Source organism: Mitsuaria sp. RG (assembly GCF_028369275.1).
Lineage (GTDB): Bacteria > Pseudomonadota > Gammaproteobacteria > Pseudomonadales > Pseudomonadaceae > Aquipseudomonas > Aquipseudomonas peradeniyensis.
In genome coordinates this window covers 143,742-164,432 of record NZ_JAQMYQ010000005.1, presented here as the reverse complement: position 1 = coordinate 164,432, position 20,691 = coordinate 143,742, and the positions used below count along the sequence as shown (strand labels likewise).

23 protein-coding genes, 1 tRNA gene and 1 pseudogene are annotated in these 20,691 nt (G+C 63.0%); 5 read left to right on the top strand and 20 right to left on the bottom strand.

Annotation, left to right across the window (positions count from 1 at the left end; genetic code table 11):
• The first annotated feature begins 226 nt into the window (after positions 1-226).
• The 3 genes from POF53_RS05150 to POF53_RS05140 all read left to right on the top strand — a co-directional run bounded on the left by POF53_RS05150 (position 227) and on the right by POF53_RS05140 (position 5,377).
• Entirely contained in the window at positions 227-1,996 is a 1,770-nt protein-coding gene (locus tag POF53_RS05150) for a phosphoethanolamine transferase CptA (protein WP_232857165.1), read from the top strand.
• A 487-nt stretch (positions 1,997-2,483) separates the two neighbouring features.
• On the top strand, positions 2,484-4,037 hold the full coding sequence (locus tag POF53_RS05145; RefSeq protein ID WP_203651272.1) for an amino acid permease: 1,554 nt from the start codon (positions 2,484-2,486) through the stop codon (positions 4,035-4,037).
• Between the two features lie 53 nt (positions 4,038-4,090).
• Positions 4,091-5,377: an NAD(P)/FAD-dependent oxidoreductase gene (locus POF53_RS05140; RefSeq protein WP_498966630.1), complete on the top strand. Its 1,287-nt coding sequence runs from the start codon at positions 4,091-4,093 to the stop codon at positions 5,375-5,377.
• A 71-nt stretch (positions 5,378-5,448) separates the two neighbouring features.
• Here POF53_RS05140 and POF53_RS05135 read toward each other — a convergent pair.
• From POF53_RS05135 to POF53_RS05050, 18 genes are all read right to left on the bottom strand, one after another.
• Positions 5,449-5,524: transfer RNA gene (locus POF53_RS05135), tRNA-Lys, on the bottom strand.
• A gap of 61 nt (positions 5,525-5,585) precedes the next feature.
• A complete protein-coding gene (gene queC, locus POF53_RS05130) occupies positions 5,586-6,260 on the bottom strand; it encodes a 7-cyano-7-deazaguanine synthase QueC (RefSeq protein WP_475859363.1) in 675 nt (224 codons plus the stop codon).
• Between the two features lie 13 nt (positions 6,261-6,273).
• The gene (gene queE, locus POF53_RS05125) at positions 6,274-6,921 is read right to left on the bottom strand and encodes a 7-carboxy-7-deazaguanine synthase QueE (RefSeq protein ID WP_050704519.1); all 648 of its coding nucleotides are present in this window, start codon (positions 6,919-6,921) and stop codon (positions 6,274-6,276) included.
• A gap of 160 nt (positions 6,922-7,081) precedes the next feature.
• Complete coding sequence (gene ybgF, locus POF53_RS05120; RefSeq protein WP_498966627.1) at positions 7,082-7,885, bottom strand: tol-pal system protein YbgF; 804 nt, start codon at positions 7,883-7,885, stop codon at positions 7,082-7,084.
• A 12-nt stretch (positions 7,886-7,897) separates the two neighbouring features.
• On the bottom strand, positions 7,898-8,395 hold the full coding sequence (pal, locus tag POF53_RS05115; RefSeq protein WP_011535152.1) for a peptidoglycan-associated lipoprotein Pal: 498 nt from the start codon (positions 8,393-8,395) through the stop codon (positions 7,898-7,900).
• A gap of 54 nt (positions 8,396-8,449) precedes the next feature.
• The gene (gene tolB, locus POF53_RS05110) at positions 8,450-9,694 is read right to left on the bottom strand and encodes a Tol-Pal system beta propeller repeat protein TolB (RefSeq protein WP_498966624.1); all 1,245 of its coding nucleotides are present in this window, start codon (positions 9,692-9,694) and stop codon (positions 8,450-8,452) included.
• A 53-nt stretch (positions 9,695-9,747) separates the two neighbouring features.
• A complete protein-coding gene (gene tolA / locus POF53_RS05105) occupies positions 9,748-10,812 on the bottom strand; it encodes a cell envelope integrity protein TolA (RefSeq protein ID WP_203651263.1) in 1,065 nt (354 codons plus the stop codon).
• Positions 10,812-11,264, bottom strand: a complete 453-nt coding sequence (tolR, locus tag POF53_RS05100; RefSeq protein WP_011535155.1) for a protein TolR — start codon at positions 11,262-11,264, stop codon at positions 10,812-10,814. The genes tolA and tolR overlap by 1 nt, the downstream gene beginning before the upstream one ends.
• Before the next feature lie 14 nt (positions 11,265-11,278).
• Positions 11,279-11,944, bottom strand: a complete 666-nt coding sequence (gene tolQ / locus POF53_RS05095) for a protein TolQ (protein WP_189657184.1) — start codon at positions 11,942-11,944, stop codon at positions 11,279-11,281.
• Between the two features lie 32 nt (positions 11,945-11,976).
• Complete coding sequence (ybgC, locus tag POF53_RS05090; RefSeq protein WP_186733987.1) at positions 11,977-12,429, bottom strand: tol-pal system-associated acyl-CoA thioesterase; 453 nt, start codon at positions 12,427-12,429, stop codon at positions 11,977-11,979.
• 125 nt (positions 12,430-12,554) lie between these two features.
• Complete coding sequence (ruvB, locus tag POF53_RS05085; RefSeq protein WP_203651256.1) at positions 12,555-13,601, bottom strand: Holliday junction branch migration DNA helicase RuvB; 1,047 nt, start codon at positions 13,599-13,601, stop codon at positions 12,555-12,557.
• Entirely contained in the window at positions 13,598-14,215 is a 618-nt protein-coding gene (ruvA, locus tag POF53_RS05080; protein WP_203651249.1) for a Holliday junction branch migration protein RuvA, read from the bottom strand. Before ruvA ends, ruvB begins: the two co-directional genes overlap by 4 nt.
• Before the next feature lie 108 nt (positions 14,216-14,323).
• Positions 14,324-14,848: a crossover junction endodeoxyribonuclease RuvC gene (ruvC, locus tag POF53_RS05075; RefSeq protein WP_050704476.1), complete on the bottom strand. Its 525-nt coding sequence runs from the start codon at positions 14,846-14,848 to the stop codon at positions 14,324-14,326.
• 185 nt (positions 14,849-15,033) lie between these two features.
• Positions 15,034-15,786 carry a YebC/PmpR family DNA-binding transcriptional regulator gene (locus POF53_RS05070; RefSeq protein WP_475859371.1) on the bottom strand — a complete coding sequence of 251 codons (753 nt, stop codon included), beginning with the start codon at positions 15,784-15,786 and terminating at the stop codon, positions 15,034-15,036.
• 110 nt (positions 15,787-15,896) lie between these two features.
• Entirely contained in the window at positions 15,897-17,669 is a 1,773-nt protein-coding gene (gene aspS / locus POF53_RS05065) for an aspartate--tRNA ligase (RefSeq protein WP_498966637.1), read from the bottom strand.
• 97 nt (positions 17,670-17,766) lie between these two features.
• Positions 17,767-17,988, bottom strand: coding sequence for an FmdB family zinc ribbon protein (locus tag POF53_RS05060; protein WP_050704473.1), 222 nt, complete (start codon positions 17,986-17,988; stop codon positions 17,767-17,769).
• An 89-nt stretch (positions 17,989-18,077) separates the two neighbouring features.
• A complete protein-coding gene (locus POF53_RS05055) occupies positions 18,078-18,410 on the bottom strand; it encodes a ribbon-helix-helix domain-containing protein (protein ID WP_203651244.1) in 333 nt (110 codons plus the stop codon).
• Positions 18,411-18,592: 182 nt separating this feature from the next.
• A complete protein-coding gene (locus POF53_RS05050; RefSeq protein WP_084854477.1) occupies positions 18,593-19,066 on the bottom strand; it encodes a Dps family protein in 474 nt (157 codons plus the stop codon).
• A gap of 268 nt (positions 19,067-19,334) precedes the next feature.
• Here POF53_RS05050 and POF53_RS05045 point away from each other — a divergent pair.
• Together POF53_RS05045 and POF53_RS05040 are read left to right on the top strand one after the other, a co-directional pair.
• Positions 19,335-19,640 (top strand): annotated as a pseudogene (locus tag POF53_RS05045) (cold shock domain-containing protein membrane protein); the annotation flags it as partial.
• 93 nt (positions 19,641-19,733) lie between these two features.
• Positions 19,734-19,928, top strand: coding sequence for a cold shock domain-containing protein (locus POF53_RS05040; protein ID WP_181427846.1), 195 nt, complete (start codon positions 19,734-19,736; stop codon positions 19,926-19,928).
• A gap of 19 nt (positions 19,929-19,947) precedes the next feature.
• Here the strand turns inward: POF53_RS05040 and POF53_RS05035 are convergent, their stop codons facing one another.
• Positions 19,948-20,160 carry a SlyX family protein gene (locus POF53_RS05035; protein ID WP_232857160.1) on the bottom strand — a complete coding sequence of 71 codons (213 nt, stop codon included), beginning with the start codon at positions 20,158-20,160 and terminating at the stop codon, positions 19,948-19,950.
• Between the two features lie 2 nt (positions 20,161-20,162).
• The gene (locus POF53_RS05030) at positions 20,163-20,582 is read right to left on the bottom strand and encodes an HIT family protein (RefSeq protein ID WP_232857159.1); all 420 of its coding nucleotides are present in this window, start codon (positions 20,580-20,582) and stop codon (positions 20,163-20,165) included.
• Between the last annotated feature and the right edge of the window lie 109 nt (positions 20,583-20,691).

The following is a 20,691-nucleotide window of genomic DNA, read 5'->3' as shown; positions in this document are numbered from 1 at the left end:
GCTTAGAAGCAAAAGCAAACAGCAACTACAAGAGCGAACAACAAGAGCGAACAACAAGAGCGAACAACAAGAGCGAACAACAAGAGCGAACAACAAGAGCAAGTTACTTGTATCTCACTCGTCGGTCTCTCCGGGACTTTCATGAATTGTTGACGATCTTTTCACGCTCCCCCCTTTAGCGTCGCCTGCCAACCGATCCGGCAGGCAACCGCTCTCTGAGGCACACGTGTCCCGTACAACTCCCCCCGCTAGCAAATCCATCGACTGGTCTGGCCTCGGCTGGCTCCTGCTGTTCTTCTGGTACTTCTCCGGCGTCACCCAGGCCCTGCTGCTGTTCAGCGGCACCACCGGCTTTGCCGGCTTTCGCGACGCCTTGTTCCTCAGCAGCCTGTGGCTGGCCCCAGTACTGCTGCTGCCACGCCTGACCCGCCCCCTCGCCGCGCTGATCGGGCTGGTGTTGTGGGCCAGCTCGCTGGTCGGCCTGAGCTATTTCGGCATCTACCGCCAGGAGTTCTCGCAAAGCGTCATCTTCGTGATGTTCGAGTCCAACACCGCCGAAGCCGGGGAATACTTCAGCCAGTACTTCAGTATCTGGCTGTGCCTGGGGCTGCTGCTCTACAGCGCGATCGCCGTGCTGCTGTGGCGACGCATACGCCCGGTCACCCTGCCACGGTACAGCCGCCTGCCGGTGGTCGTCCTGTTGCTGACAGCGACCCTGGGCTACCCGTTCTACAAACAGATGGTCTCCCAGCAACGCAGCTTCGCCGACGCCCAGGAAAAGGTCGAACAGCGCATGGCGGCCGCGGTGCCCTGGCAACTGGTGGTCGGCTACCGGCAGTACCGCCAGCAGCTGGACAACATGCAGGCCCTGCTGGAACAGAATGCCGCCCTGCCGCCGCTGCAGGACCTCAAGGACAACAGCGGCGACGCGCCGCGCACCCTGGTGCTGGTACTGGGCGAGTCCACCACCCGCGAACACATGCACCTGTACGGCTACAACCGCGACACCACACCGAACCTCGATGCCCTGGCCGCCCGCGACAAGGGCCTCACCGTGTTCCGCAACGTCGTCTCGCCACGCCCGTACACCATCGAGGTGATGCAGCAGATCCTCACCTTCGGCGATCAACAGCACCCCGACCGCTTCCTCACCGATCCATCGCTGATCAACCTGATGAAACAGGCCGGCTACAAGACCTTCTGGATCACCAACCAGCAGACGATGACCAAGCGCAACACCATGCTCACCACCTTCTCGCAGCAGACGGACGTGCCGGTCTACCTGAACAACCAGCGCAACCAGAACGCCAGCCAGTACGACAGCGTGGTGCTGGAGCCCTTCGAAAAAGCCCTGCAGGACCCGGCCGGCAAGAAGCTGATCATCGTCCACCTGCTCGGCACGCACATGGATTACCGCTACCGCTATCCGGCCGGTTTCGACCACTTCAAGGACAACACCGGCGCGCCGGCGGCGCTGTCCCCCGACCAGGTACGAACCTACAACTTCTATGACAACGCCGTGCGCTACAACGACTTCGTCGTGTCCGACCTGATCAAGCGCTATTCGGCCAGCACACCGAACGGCTTCCTGCTGTACCTCTCCGACCATGGCGAGGACGTCTACAGCTCCGGCAATCATGATCGCCTCGGCCGCAACGAGGCCGACCCGACCCGGCCGATGTACACCATCCCCTTCCTGCTCTGGACCTCGCCCAGCTGGCAGGCGGGGCACCCGCGCGACCTGCAGTCGATGACCAACCGCCCCTATAGCAGCGCACACCTGATCCACACCCTGTCCGACCTGGCGGGCCTGAGCTACGACCGCTACGAGCCGGCCAAGAGCCTGGTCAACGAAGCGTTCACCGCCAGCCCACGCTGGATCGGCGACCCGTACGCGAAAAACGGGCTGCACGCGTTCGACAACCTGCCCGACACCCGGGCGAAACAGCAACAGCGGACCGCCAGCAGCAGCACGGTTCGCCCTGACGAAGGCTGACAGCCCGCGACAAGGCCGCCCCTCACACCAGTCCCTCCGCTTGAAGGGACACGCCCCCCCCAAGAACCGATATCTGGCCCCCAGGTATCGGTTTTTTGCTGCATCAATGATGAATAAATTTCTGCCATATTGTTTCGTACATTTCCTGACAATTACAAAACGACAATATTCCACTCCACAATGACGTCAATACACCCCAGTAATCATGGGCAATTCAAATGAGTACGTGCAAACACCCGCATTGGCACATCATCAAAACGACGAAATCAAACATTCCAAAACGGAATGATGTAGCAACTAATTGTCGTTTGTTGCGAACACCTTTCAACGCCAATACTGATTTCAATCAATGCAATCGCGACCGCCGCGGCACTGGAGAAGCCGCCGGCCGACCGGCGCCCAAACCGCGCCCGTCAACTGCAACTGGAAGTGGTCAGATCACAACAAAAACAACAACTCACCCGAATGCAGATCCAATAGGTTGCCCATGACCCATTCGAACAACAACGCAAGTTTGACTGCCGCAACCCCGCCTTCCGGACACCTCAAACGCACGCTCACCAGCCGCCACCTGAACATGATCGCCATCGGCGGCTCCATCGGCACCGGCCTGTTCGTCTCCTCCGGCGCCACCATCGCCCAATCCGGCCCCGGCGGCGCGCTGCTGGCCTTCGCGGTGATCGGCCTGATGGTCTACTTCCTGATGACCAGCCTCGGCGAAATGGCCGCGTGCATGCCGGTCAGCGGCTCGTTCTCCACCTATGCCTCGCGCTACGTCGAAGAAAGCTTCGGCTTCGCCCTGGGCTGGAACTACTGGTACTCCTGGGCCGTGACCATCGCCGTGGACCTGGTGGCCGTGCAGATCATCATGCTCTACTGGTTCCCGGACACCCCCGGGGTGATCTGGAGCGCGGCCTTCCTGGTACTGCTGTTCGCCCTCAACGTCGCCTCGGTGCGCTTCTTCGGCGAGGCCGAGTTCTGGTTCGCCCTGATCAAGGTCATCACCATCATCATCTTCATCGCCGTGGGCGTGCTGATGCTGCTGGGCATCCTCGAAGGCGGCCAGGACGGCGGCGCCCATCTCTGGCAGATCGGCGACGCGCCCATCGCCGGCGGCCTGCCAGCGCTGATCGGCGTGGCGATGATCGTCGGCTTCTCGTTCCAGGGCACCGAGTTCGTGGGCATCGCCGCCGGCGAAACGGAAAACCCGGGGCGCAATATTCCCAAGGCCGTACGCCAGATCTTCTGGCGCATCCTGCTGTTCTACGTGCTGACCATCGTCGTGATCGGCCTGCTGATCCCCTACACCGACCCACGGCTGCTCAAGGACGGACTGTCGGACGTCACCATTAGCCCGTTCACCCTGATCTTCACCAAGGCCGACATGCTTGCCGCCGCCGCCGTGATGAACGCGGTGATCCTGACCTCGGTGCTGTCCGCCGGCAACTCGGGCATGTACGCCTCCTCGCGCATGCTCTACAGCCTGGCGCTGGAGCGCAAGGCGCCGGCCATCTTCGCCAGGGTAACTCGCAGCGGCACGCCGGTCTGGGCGCTGCTGGCCACCGCCGCAGTCGCCGGCCTGTGCCTGCTGAGCTTCCTGTTCAGCCCCGGCAAGCTCTACCTGTGGCTACTGAACACCTCCGGCATGCTTGGCTTCATCGCCTGGCTGGGTATCGCGATCAGCCATTACCGCTTCCGCCGCGGCTACCTGTTCCATGGCAACGACCTGGCGAAACTGCCGTATGTGTCGAAGTACTTCCCGTTCGGCCCACTGTTCGCCTTCGGCCTGTGCATGGTGGTGATGCTCGGACAGAACTACCAGGCATTCATCGGCGGGCAGATCGACTGGATCGGCGCCTTCGCCACCTACGTCGGTCTGGTGCTGTTCGTGGTGGTCTGGTTCGGGCACAAGCTGATGACAGGTTCCAGGGTGGTGCGCTACAGGGAAATGGACTTCTCCAGCATCGAGATGCGCAAGGCCGAACGCAGCAAGGCAGAGCCCGCCGGCGATGCGCTCGCGGCCAGCCAGCAGCCCGCCTGAACACTCCATTGGCGGACCCGCTCCGGTCCGCCCACCACTGCTCCGGGACCCTGATGAACAGCACCTTCGACTCCTACTACGAAGCCACCGCCAGCAGAACCTTCTACCCCACCCAGAGTGGGCACACCGATACCCGCGTCTGCATCCTCGGTGGCGGCCTGGCCGGCCTGTCGACCGCGATAGGGCTTGCCGAGCGCGGAGTGAGCGATGTGACCCTGCTCGAGTCGCAACGTGTCGGCCATGGCGCCTCGGGACGCAACGGCGGCTTTGTCTTCGGCGGCTACAGCCTCGGCAACGCCGACCTGCTGTCGGCGCTGGGCGCCAACGAGGCCCGCAAGCTGTATCGGCTGACACTCGACGCCGTCGACCTGATCCGCGAACGCACCCGCCGCTACACCATCGACTGCGACCTGGTCGACCAGGGCGTGATCCTCGCCAACTGGTTCAACGACCCGTCGCGCCTGGAGAAACCGCGCCAGCTGATGAAGCAGGCCTATGGCGTCGACTGGGAATACATCGCACCCGGAGACCTGAAGGAACAGCTCAGGACCGAGCGCTATTACGGCGGGTTGCTGGAGCGCAACGCCTTCCACTTCCACCCGCTCAAGTACGTCTGCGGCCTCGCCCAGGCCGCGTCCCAGGCCGGGGTGACGATCTTTGAGCAGTCGCCGGTGACCGGCATCGAGAAGAAGGCCGGCGGCTACATCGTGCGCACCGGCCAGGGCGAAGTCCATGCCGAGGAGGTGGTGTTCAGCGCAGGGGGCTATGCCCGCGGCGTCTACGCCCCAATCGAACGCGCCGTTCTGCCGATCGCCACCTACGTGGTGACCACCCCACCACTGGGCGATCGCCTGTCGGACGCCATCAACTGCCAGTCAGCCATCTACGACACACGCTTCGCCTTCGATTACTACCGCCCGCTGAAAGACACCCGAATTCTCTGGGGGGGACGCATCTCCATTCTCGATCGCGGGCCGCAGGCCATCGCCAGGCTGCTCAAGGCCGACCTGGCAAGCGTCTACCCGCAACTCGAGGACGTGGAATTGGAGTATTCCTGGGGCGGCCTGATGAGCTACGGACGCCACCAGATGGCGCAGATCGGCCAGGACGACAATGGCATCTGGCACGCGGTTGGCTTCGGCGGCCACGGCATGGCCCCGACCACGGTCGCCGGCGAAGTGCTGGCGGACGCCATCGCCCGTCGCCTGCCGATCCCGAGCGGTTTCAGCCAGTTCGGCCTCGACCGTACCTTCGGCCTGGCCGGCCTGGTGGCCGCGCAGGCCACCTACACTGCCTACCAGGCGCGTGATGCCTTCGATGCGCGGCGGTTGAATCGTTGACAGTGGGCCAGGGCACTTTTCGACAGGCATGAAAAAGCCCGCCATGAAGGCGGGCTCTTTCGTACTGCATATGGTGGGTCGTGTAGGATTCGAACCTACGACCAATTGGTTAAAAGCCAACTGCTCTACCAACTGAGCTAACGACCCGTTGGATGGCGCGTATATTACTGATTTCTCAGAGGAAATCAACACCCCATCGCGAAATTTTTCAAAAATACCGGGTGGGGTCCTCTATGCCGGCCGCCTTGAAGCCGTCGGCACGCAGACGGCAGCTGTCGCACTTGCCGCAGGCACGCCCGTCGTCATCAGCCTGGTAGCAGGAGACGGTCAGGCTGTAGTCCACGCCACGGGCGATGCCCGCCTGGACGATCTGCGCCTTGCTCAGGTTCTGCAACGGCGCCTGGATACGGAAGCCCTGCCCTTCCACACCGGCCTTGGTGGCCAGGTTGGCCATGCGCTCGAAGGCCTCGACGAATTCCGGGCGGCAGTCCGGATAACCGGAGTAGTCCACGGCGTTGACACCAATGAAGATGTCACGGGCTTCGAGCACCTCCGCCCAGCCCAGGGCCAGGGACAGGAACACGGTGTTGCGGGCCGGCACGTAGGTGACCGGAATCCCCTCGCTCGGCGCCTCGGGCACATCGATGCTGCTGTCGGTCAGGGCCGAGCCACCGATGCCGTCGAGGTTCAGGCCGATCACCTTGTGTTCGATCACGCCCAGGTCACGGGCCACCCGCGCTGCGGCATTGAGCTCGGCGCGGTGGCGCTGGCCGTAGTCGAAGCTCATGGTGTAGCACTGGTAGCCGTCGGCCTTGGCCATGGCCACCACGGTGGCCGAGTCCAGGCCACCGGACAGCAGGATTACCGCGCGTTTGTCAGTCATGTCTTTTTTCTCCTCAACGTCCGGGTTCGTCGTTCCACAGCAGCTTGTGCAGCTGCAGCTGGAAACGCACGGGCAGGTTGTCGGCGACGATCCAGTCGGCCAGGTCGGTGGCGCTCACCTGATGGTGGCTGGGCGAGAACAGCACTTCCCCGGCGCGCTCGGCCAGGTTGTACTGAATCAGCTTGGAAACCGCCCAATCGTAGTCCTCGCGGGAACAGATGACGAACTTGACCTGGTCATTGCCGGTCAGCAGCTCGATGTTCTCGTAGCGATTGCGATGGGATTCTTCCGAGCCCGGGGTCTTGAGGTCGACCACGCGGCTGACCCGGGTGTCGACACCACTGATATCGAGGGCGCCGCTGGTTTCCAGCGACACGTCGTAACCGGCATCGCACAGGCGCTGCAGCAACGGCAGCGCGTTGGGCTGGGCCAGCGGCTCGCCGCCGGTCACGCAGACGTAGCGCGGCTTGAAGCCGGCGACCTGCTCGAGGATCGAGTCGAGGGTGCGAATAGTGCCGCCACTGAAGGCGTAGGCACTGTCGCAGTACTGGCAGCGCAGGGGGCAACCGGTCAGGCGCACGAAAACCGTGGGCAGCCCGGCCGTTCGCGTTTCACCCTGCAACGAGTAAAACACTTCGGTGATGCGTAATGTGTCTTGCATGATCGCCACGGGCGTGACAGCTGAACAGGCTGTCCGCCTCCGTCAGGCACTGTCGCGGACTCGACATGGCGTTATCCGCGGCAGCGTGTTTAAGAAAAAAGGGCAGTGATTCTAACGAAAAAACCCGCGACAGGCGCGGGTTTCTTCATCAACGGGTCGCTCAGAGCTTCTGCAGGTCGCGCTGGGCCAGTTGCGCGGCGGAGGTGCCGGGGTACTGGGTGATGACCTGCTGCAGGATGCCCTTGACCTTGTCGGTGTGGCCCATGCGGCGCTCGACATCGGCCAGCTTGTACAGCGAATCCGGCACCTTGCTGTGTTTCGGGTACTTCTGGCCGACCTCGGCGAAGGCCTGGCTGGCGCCTTGCAGGTCGCCCTTGGCCAGGTTGACCTCGCCAAGCCAGTACTGGGCATTGCCGGCGTACTGGCTGTTGGGGTACTTGCGCAGGAAGGCGTTGAAGGCCTGGCTGGCCTTGTCGAAGTCCTTCTGCTTGATCAGGTCGAAAGCGGCGTCGTAATACAGCTTCTCTTTCGCCGGATCACCCGGCTCGCTGCTGGCGGCCGGTGGCTGCGCGGCGCTGGCGCCGGCAGCGGCACCCGTGGCTGCGTTGTTCGCGCCACCGGTGGAGGAATTGTCTGGAGTCGCGGCAGGCGCGGCACCGCTGCTGAGGCGGCGGTCGAGATCCTGGTAGCGCTCGAGGTTTTCCTGCTTCATGCGCGACACATCGTTCTGCAACTCTTCGATGATGCCTTGCTGGCGGGAAATCTGGTCCTGCATCTGCTGCAGCTGCATGAACAGCTGGCCATTTGCAGAAGCAGGGGCCGAAGCCCCTGCTCCGGCATAGGCGCCGCTCGTGCCATAACCCGCGGGTGGATAGCCACCCGCGTTGTCATCTACTACGGGAACCGCAGCCCACGCCGAAAGGGGCAGGCTGAGTGCGAGGACGGTTACAGCACGACGGCACATACGCATAAGAACTTACTTACGCAGTTCTACGCGACGGTTTTGAGCCCAGGACTGCTCGTCGTTGCCGGTGGCAACTGGACGCTCTTCGCCGTAGGAAACCAGTTCCAGCTGAGCAGGGGAAACGCCCTGCAGAACCAGGTAGCGCTGAACGGCCTTGGCACGACGCTCACCCAGAGCCATGTTGTACTCGCGGGTGCCGCGCTCGTCGGTGTTGCCTTCCAGGACAACGCGGTTGCCGTTGGACTTCAGGTCCTTGGCGTGAACGTCCAGGGAGCGCATGGCTTCTGGCTTCAGGTCCGAGCTGTCGTATTCGAAGTAGAAGGTGGTGATTGCGCGCAGGGCGGCTTCTTCGCTCAGGGAGCCGTCGACAGCGCCAGTGTTGGCACCGTAGCCAGCGTTCGGGTCAACAGCGCCTTCACCAGCGTTGTCGCCGCCTTTCGAGGAGCAACCTACAGCTACAGCCATGGCCAGAGCCAGCGCAGCGAATTTACCAAACTTCAGCATTTCCATCGTGAAACTCCTAATGAAACCCCAGTGTGTTAAGCAAAACGTGTTACGCCGCAATCAGTTCAGGTAAGGGGACCAGGACGGTTCTCTGACTTCGCCTTGAGCGGTAGGAAGTGGGAGCCTCACGCGGCCGTTAAGCGACACGAGCATCAAGACTCCCCGGCCCTGCTGGCGGGTGGCGTAGATTAGCATGGTGCCGTTTGGCGCAACAGTGGGAGACTCATCAAGACTGGTCTCGGTGAGAATCTTTACACTTCCACGTTGCAGGTCCTGAGCGGCCACCTTGAAGTTGGTGAAACCCTGCTGGCGATGAATCATCACCAGGGTCTTCTCGTCCGCCGACAGTTTCGGGTTGGCGTTGTAGTTACCCACGAATGTCACGCGCTCGGCGCCACCGCCACCAACCGACTGCTTGTAGATCTGCGGCTTGCCGCCACGGTCGGAGGTGAAGTACAGGGTGTTGCCATCCTTGCCCCAGAACGGCTCGGTATTGATGCCCGGGCCTGCGGTCACGCGGGTGATCTGGCGCGAGGCCACATTCATCACGTAGATGTCCGGGTTGCCGTCCTTGGACAGCACGAACGCCAGGCGGGTGCCGTCAGGCGACCAGGCCGGAGCGCCGTTCAGGCCCTCGAAGTTGGTGATCTGCTCGCGACGACCGGTGTCGATGTGCTGGATGAAGATGCGCGGACGCTTCTGCTCGAACGAGACATAGGCGATGCGCTTGCCATCCGGCGCGAAACGCGGCGACAGGATCGGTTCACGCGACTGCAACAGGGTCACTGCACGGGCACCGTCGTAGTCCGAACGCTGCAGGGTGTAGCGGGTGTTGTTGGTCGAGAAACGCTCGGCGGTCACATACAGCATGCGGGTCGAGAACGCACCCTTGATGCCGGTGAGCTTCTCGAACGACTGGTCGGCGATGTAGTGGGCCATGTCGCGCAACTGGTCGACGCCGCCGGCAACGCTGCCGGTCAGCACTTGCTGCTCGGTGGCGACGTTGAACAGCGCGTAGCTCACCTGCAGGCGGCCGCCTGCCGGGACGATGCTACCAACCATGACGTACTGGGCGCCCAGGGCTTTCCAGTCACGGAAGATCACTTCGCTGGCCTGGGTCGGCAAGCTGATCATGTTCTGCCGCGGGATCGGCCCATAGTAGCCGGAGTTGCGCAGGTCGTTGCTGATGATGTCGGCCATGTCCTCGGGCAGCACGCTGCCGCCCTGCACGCCGAACGGTACTACCGCAATGGGGGTTGCCCGGTCGCTACCGCTGGTGACCAGGATGTTCTTTTCCTCTGCCATGGCCATGCCTGCCACGCAGCAGAGCAAGACCAGGAGTCCTCTCAGACGTTTAATCACAACGCTAGATCCTCAGGTGTAAATGTCATCTTGAATGAACGATACGGATTGAAATCGCTCGGCTTCAAGCCCTGCATTTCGGTCAACCGACCAATGTTCTTCACCGCGGCCACGGCCGAGCTGTCGAACGGACCGTCACCGCTGGACTTGGCCACACTCACGTTGGTGATGGTGCCGTCCGGCAGCATGTTGATCTGCAGAACTACCGTCATGCCCTTGCGCGCAGATGGCGGACGCGCCCAACCTTCGGCCGCGCGCATGCGGATCAGGTCGTCGAAGTCGCCGGCCACCTGGTCACCCTGCTCGTCGGCCAGCGCCTGCTGCCGCTCGGTGGTGTCGGACAACAGCTCGGCGAGCGCCTGGGCCTTCTTGTCTTCCGCCGCCTTGCGGGCCGCTTCCTGTGCCTTTTTCTTCTGGGCGTCTGCCGCGGCCTTTTTCTTGGCCTCTTCAGCTGCCTTCTTCTTCGCGTCCTCGGCCGCCGCTTTCTTCTTGGCGTCCTCGGCAGCTTTTTTCTTCGCGTCTTCGGCGGCTTTCTTCTTCGCCTCTTCCGCAGCTTGTTTCTTGGCTTCTTCGTCGGCCTGTTTCTTGGCCTCTTCCTCAGCCTTCTTCTTGGCGATGTCAGCCTGTTGCTTTTCAGCGGCCTTCTTAGCTTCCTCGGCTTTCTTGGCCTCGGCGGCTTTCTTCTGCTCGGCGGCCTCAGCCTTCTTCGCCTCGGCGGCTTCGCGAGCCTCCTCGGCTTTTTGAGCGGCGTCGGCTTTCTTTTGTTCCGCGGCCTTCACGGCCTCCTGCTCGACCTTCTTCTGCTCCAGCTGCTCGACCTCGGTCTGGCGCGAGGCGGTTTTCTTCGCTTCCCCAGCAATCTTCTGATTGGTCTGGGTGGTCGCCTGGCTCTTGGATTTGAGCTGGTAGAGCGTGGCCTGGACGATGGGCTTGGACGGCGGCAGCTCGGGCGTCATGGCAAAGCTGACGAACAGCATGCCGAACACCAGAACATGCAGGCCGATGGCCCAGACACTGGGCCAGAAGTAGCTTTCCGAGGCGGATGGCTCTCGCTGCTGCATCAGGGCGCCTCGGTAATCAGGCCAACGTTACCGACACCGGCCTTCTGCAACCCGCCCATGGCGCCCATGACCGCGCCGTAGTCGACGGCCTTGTCGCCACGGATGAAGACCTGGGTCTGTTTGCCCTGGTCACGGCCGGCGGCGATGATCTTGGTCACCGCACCGGTCATTTCCGGCAAGGTCATGGCCTTGTCCATCTGCTTGTCGGTGTCTACTTCGCTACCAAGGTTCCAGTAGTAGGTCTTGTCGGCCTTGATCGAGATGGTCAGGACCTGGACGTTGTTGTCCTGCGGCAGGGCTTCGCTGGAAACCTTGGGCAGATCCACCTTCACGCCCTGGTTGAGCATGGGGGCGGTCACCATGAAGATGACCAGCAGTACCAGCATCACGTCGATGTAGGGCACCACGTTCATCTCGGCGACCGGCTTGCGTTTGTGGCGAACTCGGGCCATGGGTTTCTACCTGATCACTCTTCGCTGGTGTGTACTTTGCGGTGCAGGATCGCCTGGAACTCGTCGGCGAAGGTGTAGTAGCGGCCAATCAGCACTTCACTGCGCGCGGCAAAACGGTTGTAGGCGATAACGGCCGGGATCGCGGCGAACAGGCCGATCGCGGTGGCGATCAGGGCCTCGGCGATACCGGGAGCCACGGTGGCCAGGGTCGCCTGTTGGGCGCTGGCCAGGCCGCGGAACGAGTTCATGATGCCCCACACGGTACCGAACAGGCCGATGTACGGGCTGGTGGAACCGACGGTGGCCAGGAACGGCAGGCTCTGCTCGAGCTTTTCTTCCTCACGGGAGATCGCCACGCGCATGGCGCGACCGACACCTTCCATGACCGCGTCCGGATCAACACCCGGCTGCTGGCGCAGACGCGAGAATTCCTTGAAGCCGGCGCGGAACACCTGCTCGACACCCGAGTCCGGATCGGGGTTGCTACCTGCCTGGCGGTACAGCTTGGACAGGTCGATGCCCGACCAGAAGCGCTCTTCGAAAGCGTCCAGTGCACGACGACCGGCGCGCAGCATGGTGCTGCGCTGGAAGATCATGATCCAAGAGGTCACCGAGGCTGCCACGAGGGTCAGCATTACCAGCTGAACCACGACACTGGCATTGGCGACCAGGCTCCACATGGAGGTATGGTCGACGACGTTTGCTTCCACGCTTATTCTCCTGCGTTCGATTGAGTACCCGCGCCGTCCGCCAGGAATGCGTCGCGCAGTTCTGGGGGAATGGCCCGGGGTTTGAAAGTGTCGGCGCGCACGGCGGCCACCAGGAACTGCCCCTCGCAGAGCAGCACTTCATCCTGTGTTCGCCACACCTGCTGCACGAAGCGCAGGCTGGCACGATTCAGTTCAAGCACTTGCGCGGTCACCCGCAGCTCATCGTCCAGGCGGGCCGGCGCGTGGTAGCGCGCCTCGCTGGAATGGACCACGAACAGCAGGTTGTCCTGCGCCAGCTGGGCCTGGGAGAACCCCAGGTGACGCAGCCGCTCGGTGCGGGCGCGCTCCATGAATTTCAGGTAGTTGACGTAATACACCACGCCACCGGCGTCGGTATCCTCGTAATAGACGCGACAGCGGTGTGCGAACGGTTCCAGCCCATTTTGCGCGCGCATACTCTAGTGGTTACTCCTGAACTTGCCAATCCGCCGCGGTAACTGTTTTTTCATCAATAATGTCCTATTGCCAGCGAGCCTGCGGCGTGCCAGCGCTAGGACCACGAAATTCCCGATTCGATCTGTCATTCGTCGTCCTGGGCGGCATATTCGCCACCTTCGCAGAAGCGCCCGGGGATGTTCAGGCCGAAATGCAGGTAGGCGTGTCGGGTCACCACGCGGCCTCGCGGGGTACGCATGATGTAGCCCTGCTGGATCAGATAGGGCTCGAGCACGTCCTCGATGGTGTGGCGCTCTTCGCCGATCGCCGCAGCAATGTTGTCGAGCCCCACCGGACCGCCGTCGAACTTCTCGATCATGGTCAGCAGCAGACGCCGGTCGGAGTGATCGAAGCCACGCTCGTCGACATCCAGCAGGTTCAGCGCCATGTCCGCCACGGCTTTGGTGATCTCGCCCTTGCCACGCACTTCGGCAAAGTCGCGCACCCGCCGCAGCAGGCGGTTGGCGATCCGCGGCGTGCCCCGCGCCCGACGGGCGATCTCGAAGGCACCCTTGTCGTCCATCGGCAGCCCGAGAATACCAGCCGAACGGCTGACGATGGTTGCCAGGTCCTTGTTGCTGTAGAACTCCAGGCGCTGGACGATACCGAAGCGGTCACGCAACGGATTGGTCAGCATGCCGGCACGGGTGGTGGCGCCGACCAGGGTGAACGGTGGCAGATCGAGCTTGATCGAGCGCGCGGCCGGGCCTTCGCCGATCATGATGTCCAGCTGGAAGTCTTCCATCGCCGGATAGAGCACTTCCTCGACCACTGGCGACAACCTGTGGATCTCGTCGATGAACAGCACGTCATGGGGCTCGAGGTTGGTCAGCATTGCCGCGAGGTCGCCCGGGCGCTCGAGGATCGGGCCCGAGGTGCTCTTGACCGACACGCCCATCTCCTGGGCAATGATGTTGGCCAGGGTGGTCTTGCCCAGGCCGGGCGGGCCGAAGATCAGCGTATGGTCGAGGGATTCGTTGCGCCCGCGCGCGGCCTGGATGAACAGCGCCATCTGCTCGCGCACCACCGGCTGGCCGATGTAGTCGTCCAGGCGCAGCGGGCGGATCGCGCGGTCCTGGACTTCTTCGCGGTCGCGCCCACTGGCGGCGATCAGGCGGTCGGTCTCGATCACTTGGTAATCATCCCTTTAAGGCTGCGACGGATCAATTCCTCGCTGCTCAGGCCGGCTTTGTCCTTGATCGCGGCAATCGCCTTGCTCGCTTCCTGTGGTTTGTAGCCCAGGGAGACCAGGGCACTGACCGCGTCGGCCTCGGCCGAGGACTCACTGGCCGCCGGCAGCGGGCCGTTGGAGACCAGAGTGAACATCGCCGGGGAGGTTTCCCACGCCTTGAAGCGGTCCTTGAGCTCGACCAGCAGGCGTTCGGCGGTTTTCTTGCCGACACCGGGCACACGCACCAGGACCGATGCATCCTGGGCCTGCACGCAGCGCACCAGCTCGTCCACTTCCAGGCCGGACATCAGCGCCAGCGCCAGCTTCGGCCCTACGCCGTTCAGGCGGATAAGCTCGCGGAACAGCTCGCGCTCGCGCTTTTCCGCGAAACCATAGAGCAGGTGGGCGTCTTCGCGTACCACCAGGTGGGTGTGCACGGTCACTGCCTCGCCGACCTTGGGCAGGCGGTACAGGGTGGTCATCGGCACTTCGAGCTCATAGCCCACGCCGTTGACGTCGATAATCAGGTGCGGCGGCTGTTTTTCCGCCAGGGTGCCACGCAAACGTCCAATCACGTTCCGTTCCTTCCTCTCGGGCGCCGGTCGAAAACCGGTCCACCCTATCAGCAAATGCGCCGGGAGCGCGCGCCACCCGGACAAAATGTGTATCAGCGCATGAAGCGGTTACAGACGCAAGCGCCCGCCGCGCCGCCGCGCCGTCGCCAGCCCATGGGGAATCAGGCTGGAACGGGTATGGGCATGGCACAGGGCGATGGCCAGGGCGTCGGAGGCGTCGATCTGCGGCTTCTGGGTCAGCTTGAGCAGGTGCATGACCATCATCATCACCTGTTCCTTATTGGCCCCGCCGGTACCGGCCACGGCCTGCTTGACCTGGCTGGCGCTGTACTCGGCGATCTCCAGGCCCGCCTCGGCCGCGGCAACGATAGCCGCGCCCCGGGCCTGGCCCAGCTTGAGCGCCGAATCGGCATTGCGCGCCATGAACACCCGTTCGATGCCCATGGTCACCGGGCCATGCTCACGGATGATCTCGCTCACGCCACGAAAGACGATCTGCAGTCGCTCGGGCAGCTCGCCGCCGCCGGTGCGGATACAGCCCGAGGCCACATATTCGCAACCACGGGCGGTCTGGCGGACCACGCCGAAGCCGGTGATGCGCGAGCCGGGGTCGATACCAAGAATCAGAGTCATAGTGCCTGTGGAAAAATTGATGCATCTCGGCAAACTGTGCCGGCCCCTTCGCGGGTAAACCCGCTCCCACAGGTACTGCACCACGTTCAGAGTCGGTGCAGTACCTGTGGGAGCGGGTTTACCCGCGAAAGGGCCGGGACAGGCGCTGACAAATTCAAAGAACCGGCAAGGATCGCCAGAACACCTTAGCCGAGGCTTTCCATGATCTCATCGGAGATCTGCGCATTGGAGTAGACGTTCTGCACGTCATCCAGGTCCTCGAGCATGTCGATCAGCTTGAGCACCTTCTCCGCGCCATCCTTGTCCAGCTCGGCACTGGTGGTCGGCTGCATCACGATCTCGGCGTCCGAGGCCTTGAAGCCAGCCTCTTCGAGCGCATTGCGCACGGCATAAAAGCTGTTGAACGAGGTGAACACCTCGAAGGAGCCGTCGTCGTTGGCCACCACGTCGTCGGCGTCGGCCTCCATCGCGGCTTCCATCAGTGCGTCCTCGTCGACCGCAAGCTCAGCGGCGAAGCTGATCTGCCCCTTGCGCTCGAACAGGTAGGCCACCGAGCCGTCGGTGCCCAGGTTGCCACCGCACTTGGTGAAGGCATGACGCACGGCGGCGGCGGTACGGTTGCGGTTGTCGGTCATGGCCTCGACCATGATCGCCACGCCGCCCGGGCCATAGCCCTCGTAGCTCAGCTCTTCGACGTTGTCGCTTTCGTTGGTGCCAGCACCACGGGCCACGGCGCGATCGATGATGTCGCGGCTCATGTTGGCACCCAGGGCCTTGTCCAGCGCCAGGCGCAGACGCGGATTGGAGGCCGGGTCACCGCCCCCTTGCTTGGCCGCGACGGTCAGCTCGCGGATCCACTTGGTGAAGATCTTGCCTCTTTTTGCATCCTGGCGCTCTTTGCGGTGCTTGATGTTCGCCCACTTGGAATGACCAGCCATAACGACTCCGAATCCTTGAAACAGAAACAGGTTCCGCCCCGAAGGGCGGAACGTGAAGAATCCTGCGCCTCAAGCGCGGGGGCACCCCGTGACCGAGGCGCCCCGGTCGATCACTCGACCTTGGTCTGCTCGCGCAGACGGATGTGCAGCTCACGCAGGGCCTTGGCATCGACCAGGCCTGGGGCCTGAGTCATGACGCACGCGGCGCTCTGGGTTTTCGGGAAGGCGATCACTTCACGGATCGACTGGGCGCCGGTCATCAGCATGACCAGGCGATCCAGGCCGAAGGCCAGGCCACCGTGAGGCGGCGCGCCGAACTTCAGGGCGTCGAGCAGGAAGCCGAACTTCTCTTCCTGTTCCGCCGCCTCGATGCCCAGCAGGCGGAATACCGCTTGCTGCATCTCTTTACGGTGAATACGGATCGAACCGCCACCCAACTCGGTGCCGTTCAGGACCATGTCGTAGGCACGCGACAGCGCGGTGGCCGGGTTGGCCTCCAGCTCTTCGGGGGTGCACTTCGGCGCGGTGAACGGGTGGTGCAGCGCGGTGAAGCTGCCGTCTTCGTTCTCTTCGAACATCGGGAAGTCGACGACCCACATCGGCGCCCACTCGCAGGTCAGCAGCTCGAAGTCGTGGCCCAGGCGGATACGCAGCGCGCCCAGGGCCTCGCTGACAATCTTGAACTTGTCGGCACCGAAGAACACGATGTCGCCATCCACGGCGCCCACGCGGTCGAGGATGTTGTTGAGGTTGGCCTCGGGGATGTTCTTGACGATCGGCGACTGCAGACCCTCGACACCCTTGGCGCGCTCGTTGACCTTGATGTAGGCCAGGCCCTTGGCACCGTAGATACCGACGAACTTGGTGTACTCGTCGATCTTGCTGCGCGGCATGCTGGCGCCGCCCGGCAGGCGCAGGGCGGTGACGCGGCACTTCGGATCGTTGGCGGGACCGGCGAAGACCTTGAAGTCGACATCCTTCAGCTGGTCGGCGACGTCGACCAGTTCCAGCGGAATACGCAGGTCCGGCTTGTCGGAACCGTAGCGGCGCATGGCTTCTTCGAAGGTCATGTGCGGGAACTCACCGAATTCCAGGTCCAGCACTTCCTTGAACAGCTTGCGGATCATGCTTTCGGTCAGGCCCATGATCTCGGACTCGTCGAGGAAGCTGGTCTCGATGTCGATCTGGGTGAATTCCGGCTGGCGGTCTGCGCGCAGGTCTTCGTCACGGAAGCACTTGGCGATCTGGTAGTAGCGGTCGAAGCCGGCGACCATCAGCAGCTGTTTGAACAGCTGCGGCGACTGCGGCAGGGCGAAGAAGCTGCCAGCGTGGGTGCGGCTCGGCACCAGGTAGTCACGCGCGCCCTCAGGGGTGGCACGGGTCAGGATCGGCGTTTCGACGTCGAGGAAGCCGTTCTCGTCGAGGAAGCGACGGATGCTGCTGGTGATGCGCGAACGCAGGCGCAGCTTGTCGGCCATTTCCGGACGACGCAGGTCGATGAAGCGATAACGCAGGCGGGTTTCCTCGCCGACGTCGGAGTATTCGTTCAGCGGGAACGGCGGGGTTTCCGCTTCGTTGAGCACCTTCAACTGGTAGCCGAGGATCTCGATGGCGCCGGACGCCATGTTGGCGTTCACCGCGCCGTCAGGGCGCTTGCGTACCTTGCCGGTGATCTGCACGACATATTCGCTGCGCACGCGGTCGGCGGCGGCGAAGGTTTCGGCGCGATCCGGGTCGAACACGACCTGGGCCATGCCTTCGCGGTCACGGATGTCGAGGAAAATCACCCCGCCGTGGTCGCGGCGACGATGGACCCAGCCGCAAAGGGTGACTTCCTGGCCGTCCAGGGACTCGTTCAGTTGGCCGCAATAATGGCTGCGCATCATGATCGTGGTTTCGCTTCTCGTGATTCGTGTGTTCGGTGGAGGTCTTGGCCGCCCAAGGGGCTAATACTGCAAGACCTGGCGGGTGCAATTCAACTCAGTCGGCCTTGTCGCCGCCTGCCAGATTCTTTTTCGCCCCGGTCTTGAAGTCGGTCTCGTACCAGCCGTTGCCACTCAGGCGAAAGCCGGGGACCGACAGCAGCTTCTTCAATGCCGGCGCCTGGCACGCCGGGCAATCGGTCAGCGGCGCGGCACTGATCTTCTGCAACACCTCCATTTGGTGTTCGCAGGATGCACATTGATAGTCGTACAGGGGCATGGGTGTCTCTCGTCAACCACATCGCACGCTGCCCAAGGCAGCAAAGAGCGGGATTATATATGGTAAAGGAGAGCAGCGCAGCCCGGCGATCAGTGCGCGTCTCGCGCTTCCTGCAGCCAAGTGACACAGATCACCCGGACCAGGCCGCTAAAATTCCTCACCCCGCCATGGCGCAGGTGCACCTCGCGATCCACATAGGACAACACGGCGCTCACCGAACAGCGGTTGGCCTGGGCGATACGCTCCAGGATGCGCCAGTAGACCACCTCCAGGCGCAGGCAGGTGGCAAAGCCGTTGAGCCGCACCGAGCGCGACACGGGCCCGGCCTGGGCCATGTCGAAATCCCGCCTGAACGGGTCGAGACGAGGGTTGCCACCCCCCTGCCTTGCATTACCATCGATACCACGCATCGGATCGCCCATCGCACCGCTCCATCGTCACGAAACCACACCCCGTTCGTCAGCCGAATGGGTCCATGACCGTCATGAAGCGCCACCGGCCAGGCCGATAGCAGCGGCAAACCCTTCCCCGCAAACACACGGGCCCGATACCGCTGGCGGTATCGGGCCCGGATTCACTGGATAGAACGACAAGCAACCGGCAATCAGTTCCCGTCGAGCAGGACTCGCAGCATCCACGCCGTTTTCTCGTGGACCTGCATGCGTTGGGTCAGCAGGTCAGCGGTCGGCTCGTCACTGACCTTGTCCACCACCGGGAAGATGCTGCGCGCGGTACGCACCACCGCCTCCTGCCCCTGCACCAGCTGGCGGATCATTTCATCGGCAGGCGGCACCCCCTCCTCTTCCTTGATGGAGGAGTGGCGGGCATAGAAGGCGTAGGAACCCGGCGCCGGGAAGCCCAGGGCGCGAATGCGCTCGGCAATCGAATCGACCGCCAGGGCCAGCTCGTTGTATTGCTCTTCGAACATCAGGTGCAGGGTGCGGAACGACGGACCGGTGACGTTCCAATGGAAGTTATGGGTTTTCAGATACAGCACGTAGGTATCCGACAACAGGCGGGACAACCCATCGACGATGGACTTGCGATCTTCTTCACTGATACCGATATCGATTGCCATGAAGCTCCCCTTTCCATAAGGCTTGATCATCAAGCGGGCAGTAAACACTCTAACAAGAGTTTCCGGCTGGCGCATGCGGCACAGGACCGCCCGTGCCAGCCGGTTTGAGAAGCCTGCGTCTTTGCTGTTAAATAGGCACTGTGCCACCCGTGCGGATTGTCAGTGCCGGGTGCATAGGCTGGCCCGCCACGTTTTCGCGCCTACTCGTTCACGCGCACCGTGCGACCAGCTCATCCTGTGATCGGCCTTATCAATGTGAGCCAAACCAATGTTCAAGATCGTCCATCTGGTGACGGGCCTGGCGGCGTTGCTGCTATCGCTCATACCTAGCCTGAAAGCTGACGCAACACCCTTCCTGCAACAACCCGAGGCCGTCTACCTGGCGCTGCTCGGGCTCATCAACCTGGTCATCGCCCCGGTACTGCCGCAGTACTACAAAGGCCTGCGCCAGCAACTGCAACACGCCGCCAGCCTGCTGCTGGTGCTGGCCGTGGTGCTGCAGACCCTCACCCTGCTGGCCCGCCCGGAGCTGGGCAACCTGCCAGCCCTGGCCTGTGCTGTCCTGGCCTGCGCCCTGCACCTGATTGCCAGCTTCGTTCGCGGCACGCGAAAGGCCCGCTCCACCCAGGGCACCTCGCATGACGCAGGCAATCGCGATACCGGCACCGTGAAGTGGTTCAACACGTCCAAGGGCTTCGGCTTCATCTCCCGCGACTCCGGTGACGATATCTTCGTGCACTTTCGCGCCATCCGCGGCGAGGGCCACCGGGTTCTGGTCGAAGGCCAGCGCGTGGAGTTCTCGGTGATGCACCGCGACAAGGGCCTGCAGGCCGAAGACGTGGTCGCCGTCGCGCGCCGCTGACCCTTTGCCGCCGCCGTGCTCAATAATGAGGCGGCGGCGCTTCCTCTCCCCCGCCGCCCTGCTGGCCGGCCATCTCCTCGTAGCGCTTGATCAGCTCCGCCATCTGCAATTGCAAGCGTTCGATCGCCCGGCTCTGCTCGACAATCACATCATTGAGCGCCTGCAAGCTGTCATCCTGGAACGCCTGGCGGGTCTCCAGCTCGATCATGCGCATTTCCAGCTCCTGCGACATCCTCACGCCTCCTTGAAGCTTTCGCCCAGCAGCGCGCGCACTTGCTGGCGAATACCGTCGATCTGCTCCTGGGTGTAGCCGATGGCCGGCACCTTGCCCCACACCGGGGCAGGCCAGGCGGCATCGCCCTGGCGACGCACAATCACGTGCATGTGCAGCTGGCTGACCACGTTGCCCAGGGTCGCGACATTCATCTTGTCGGCGGCGAAGGCATCCTTCAGCGCTTCGGCCAAGGCAGTCGTCTCGACCCATAGCTGCTGCTGGTCCGTGTCCTCGAGCTCGAACACTTCGCTGATATCGGCGCGACGTGGCACCAGGATGAACCAGGGGTAGTTGGCATCCTTGCTCAGCAGCAGGCGGCACAGCGGCAGGTCGCCCAGCACCAGGGAATCCTCCTGCAGACGCGAATCGAGGGTAAACACGGCAAACCTCCTTACAAGCGATTCAGCCCTTCCGAGCGGTCGGGCACAGGCGCGCAAGGATACTCCGCTTCGACCGCTGCCACACCCGTCGACGTCGACCCAGGGCATT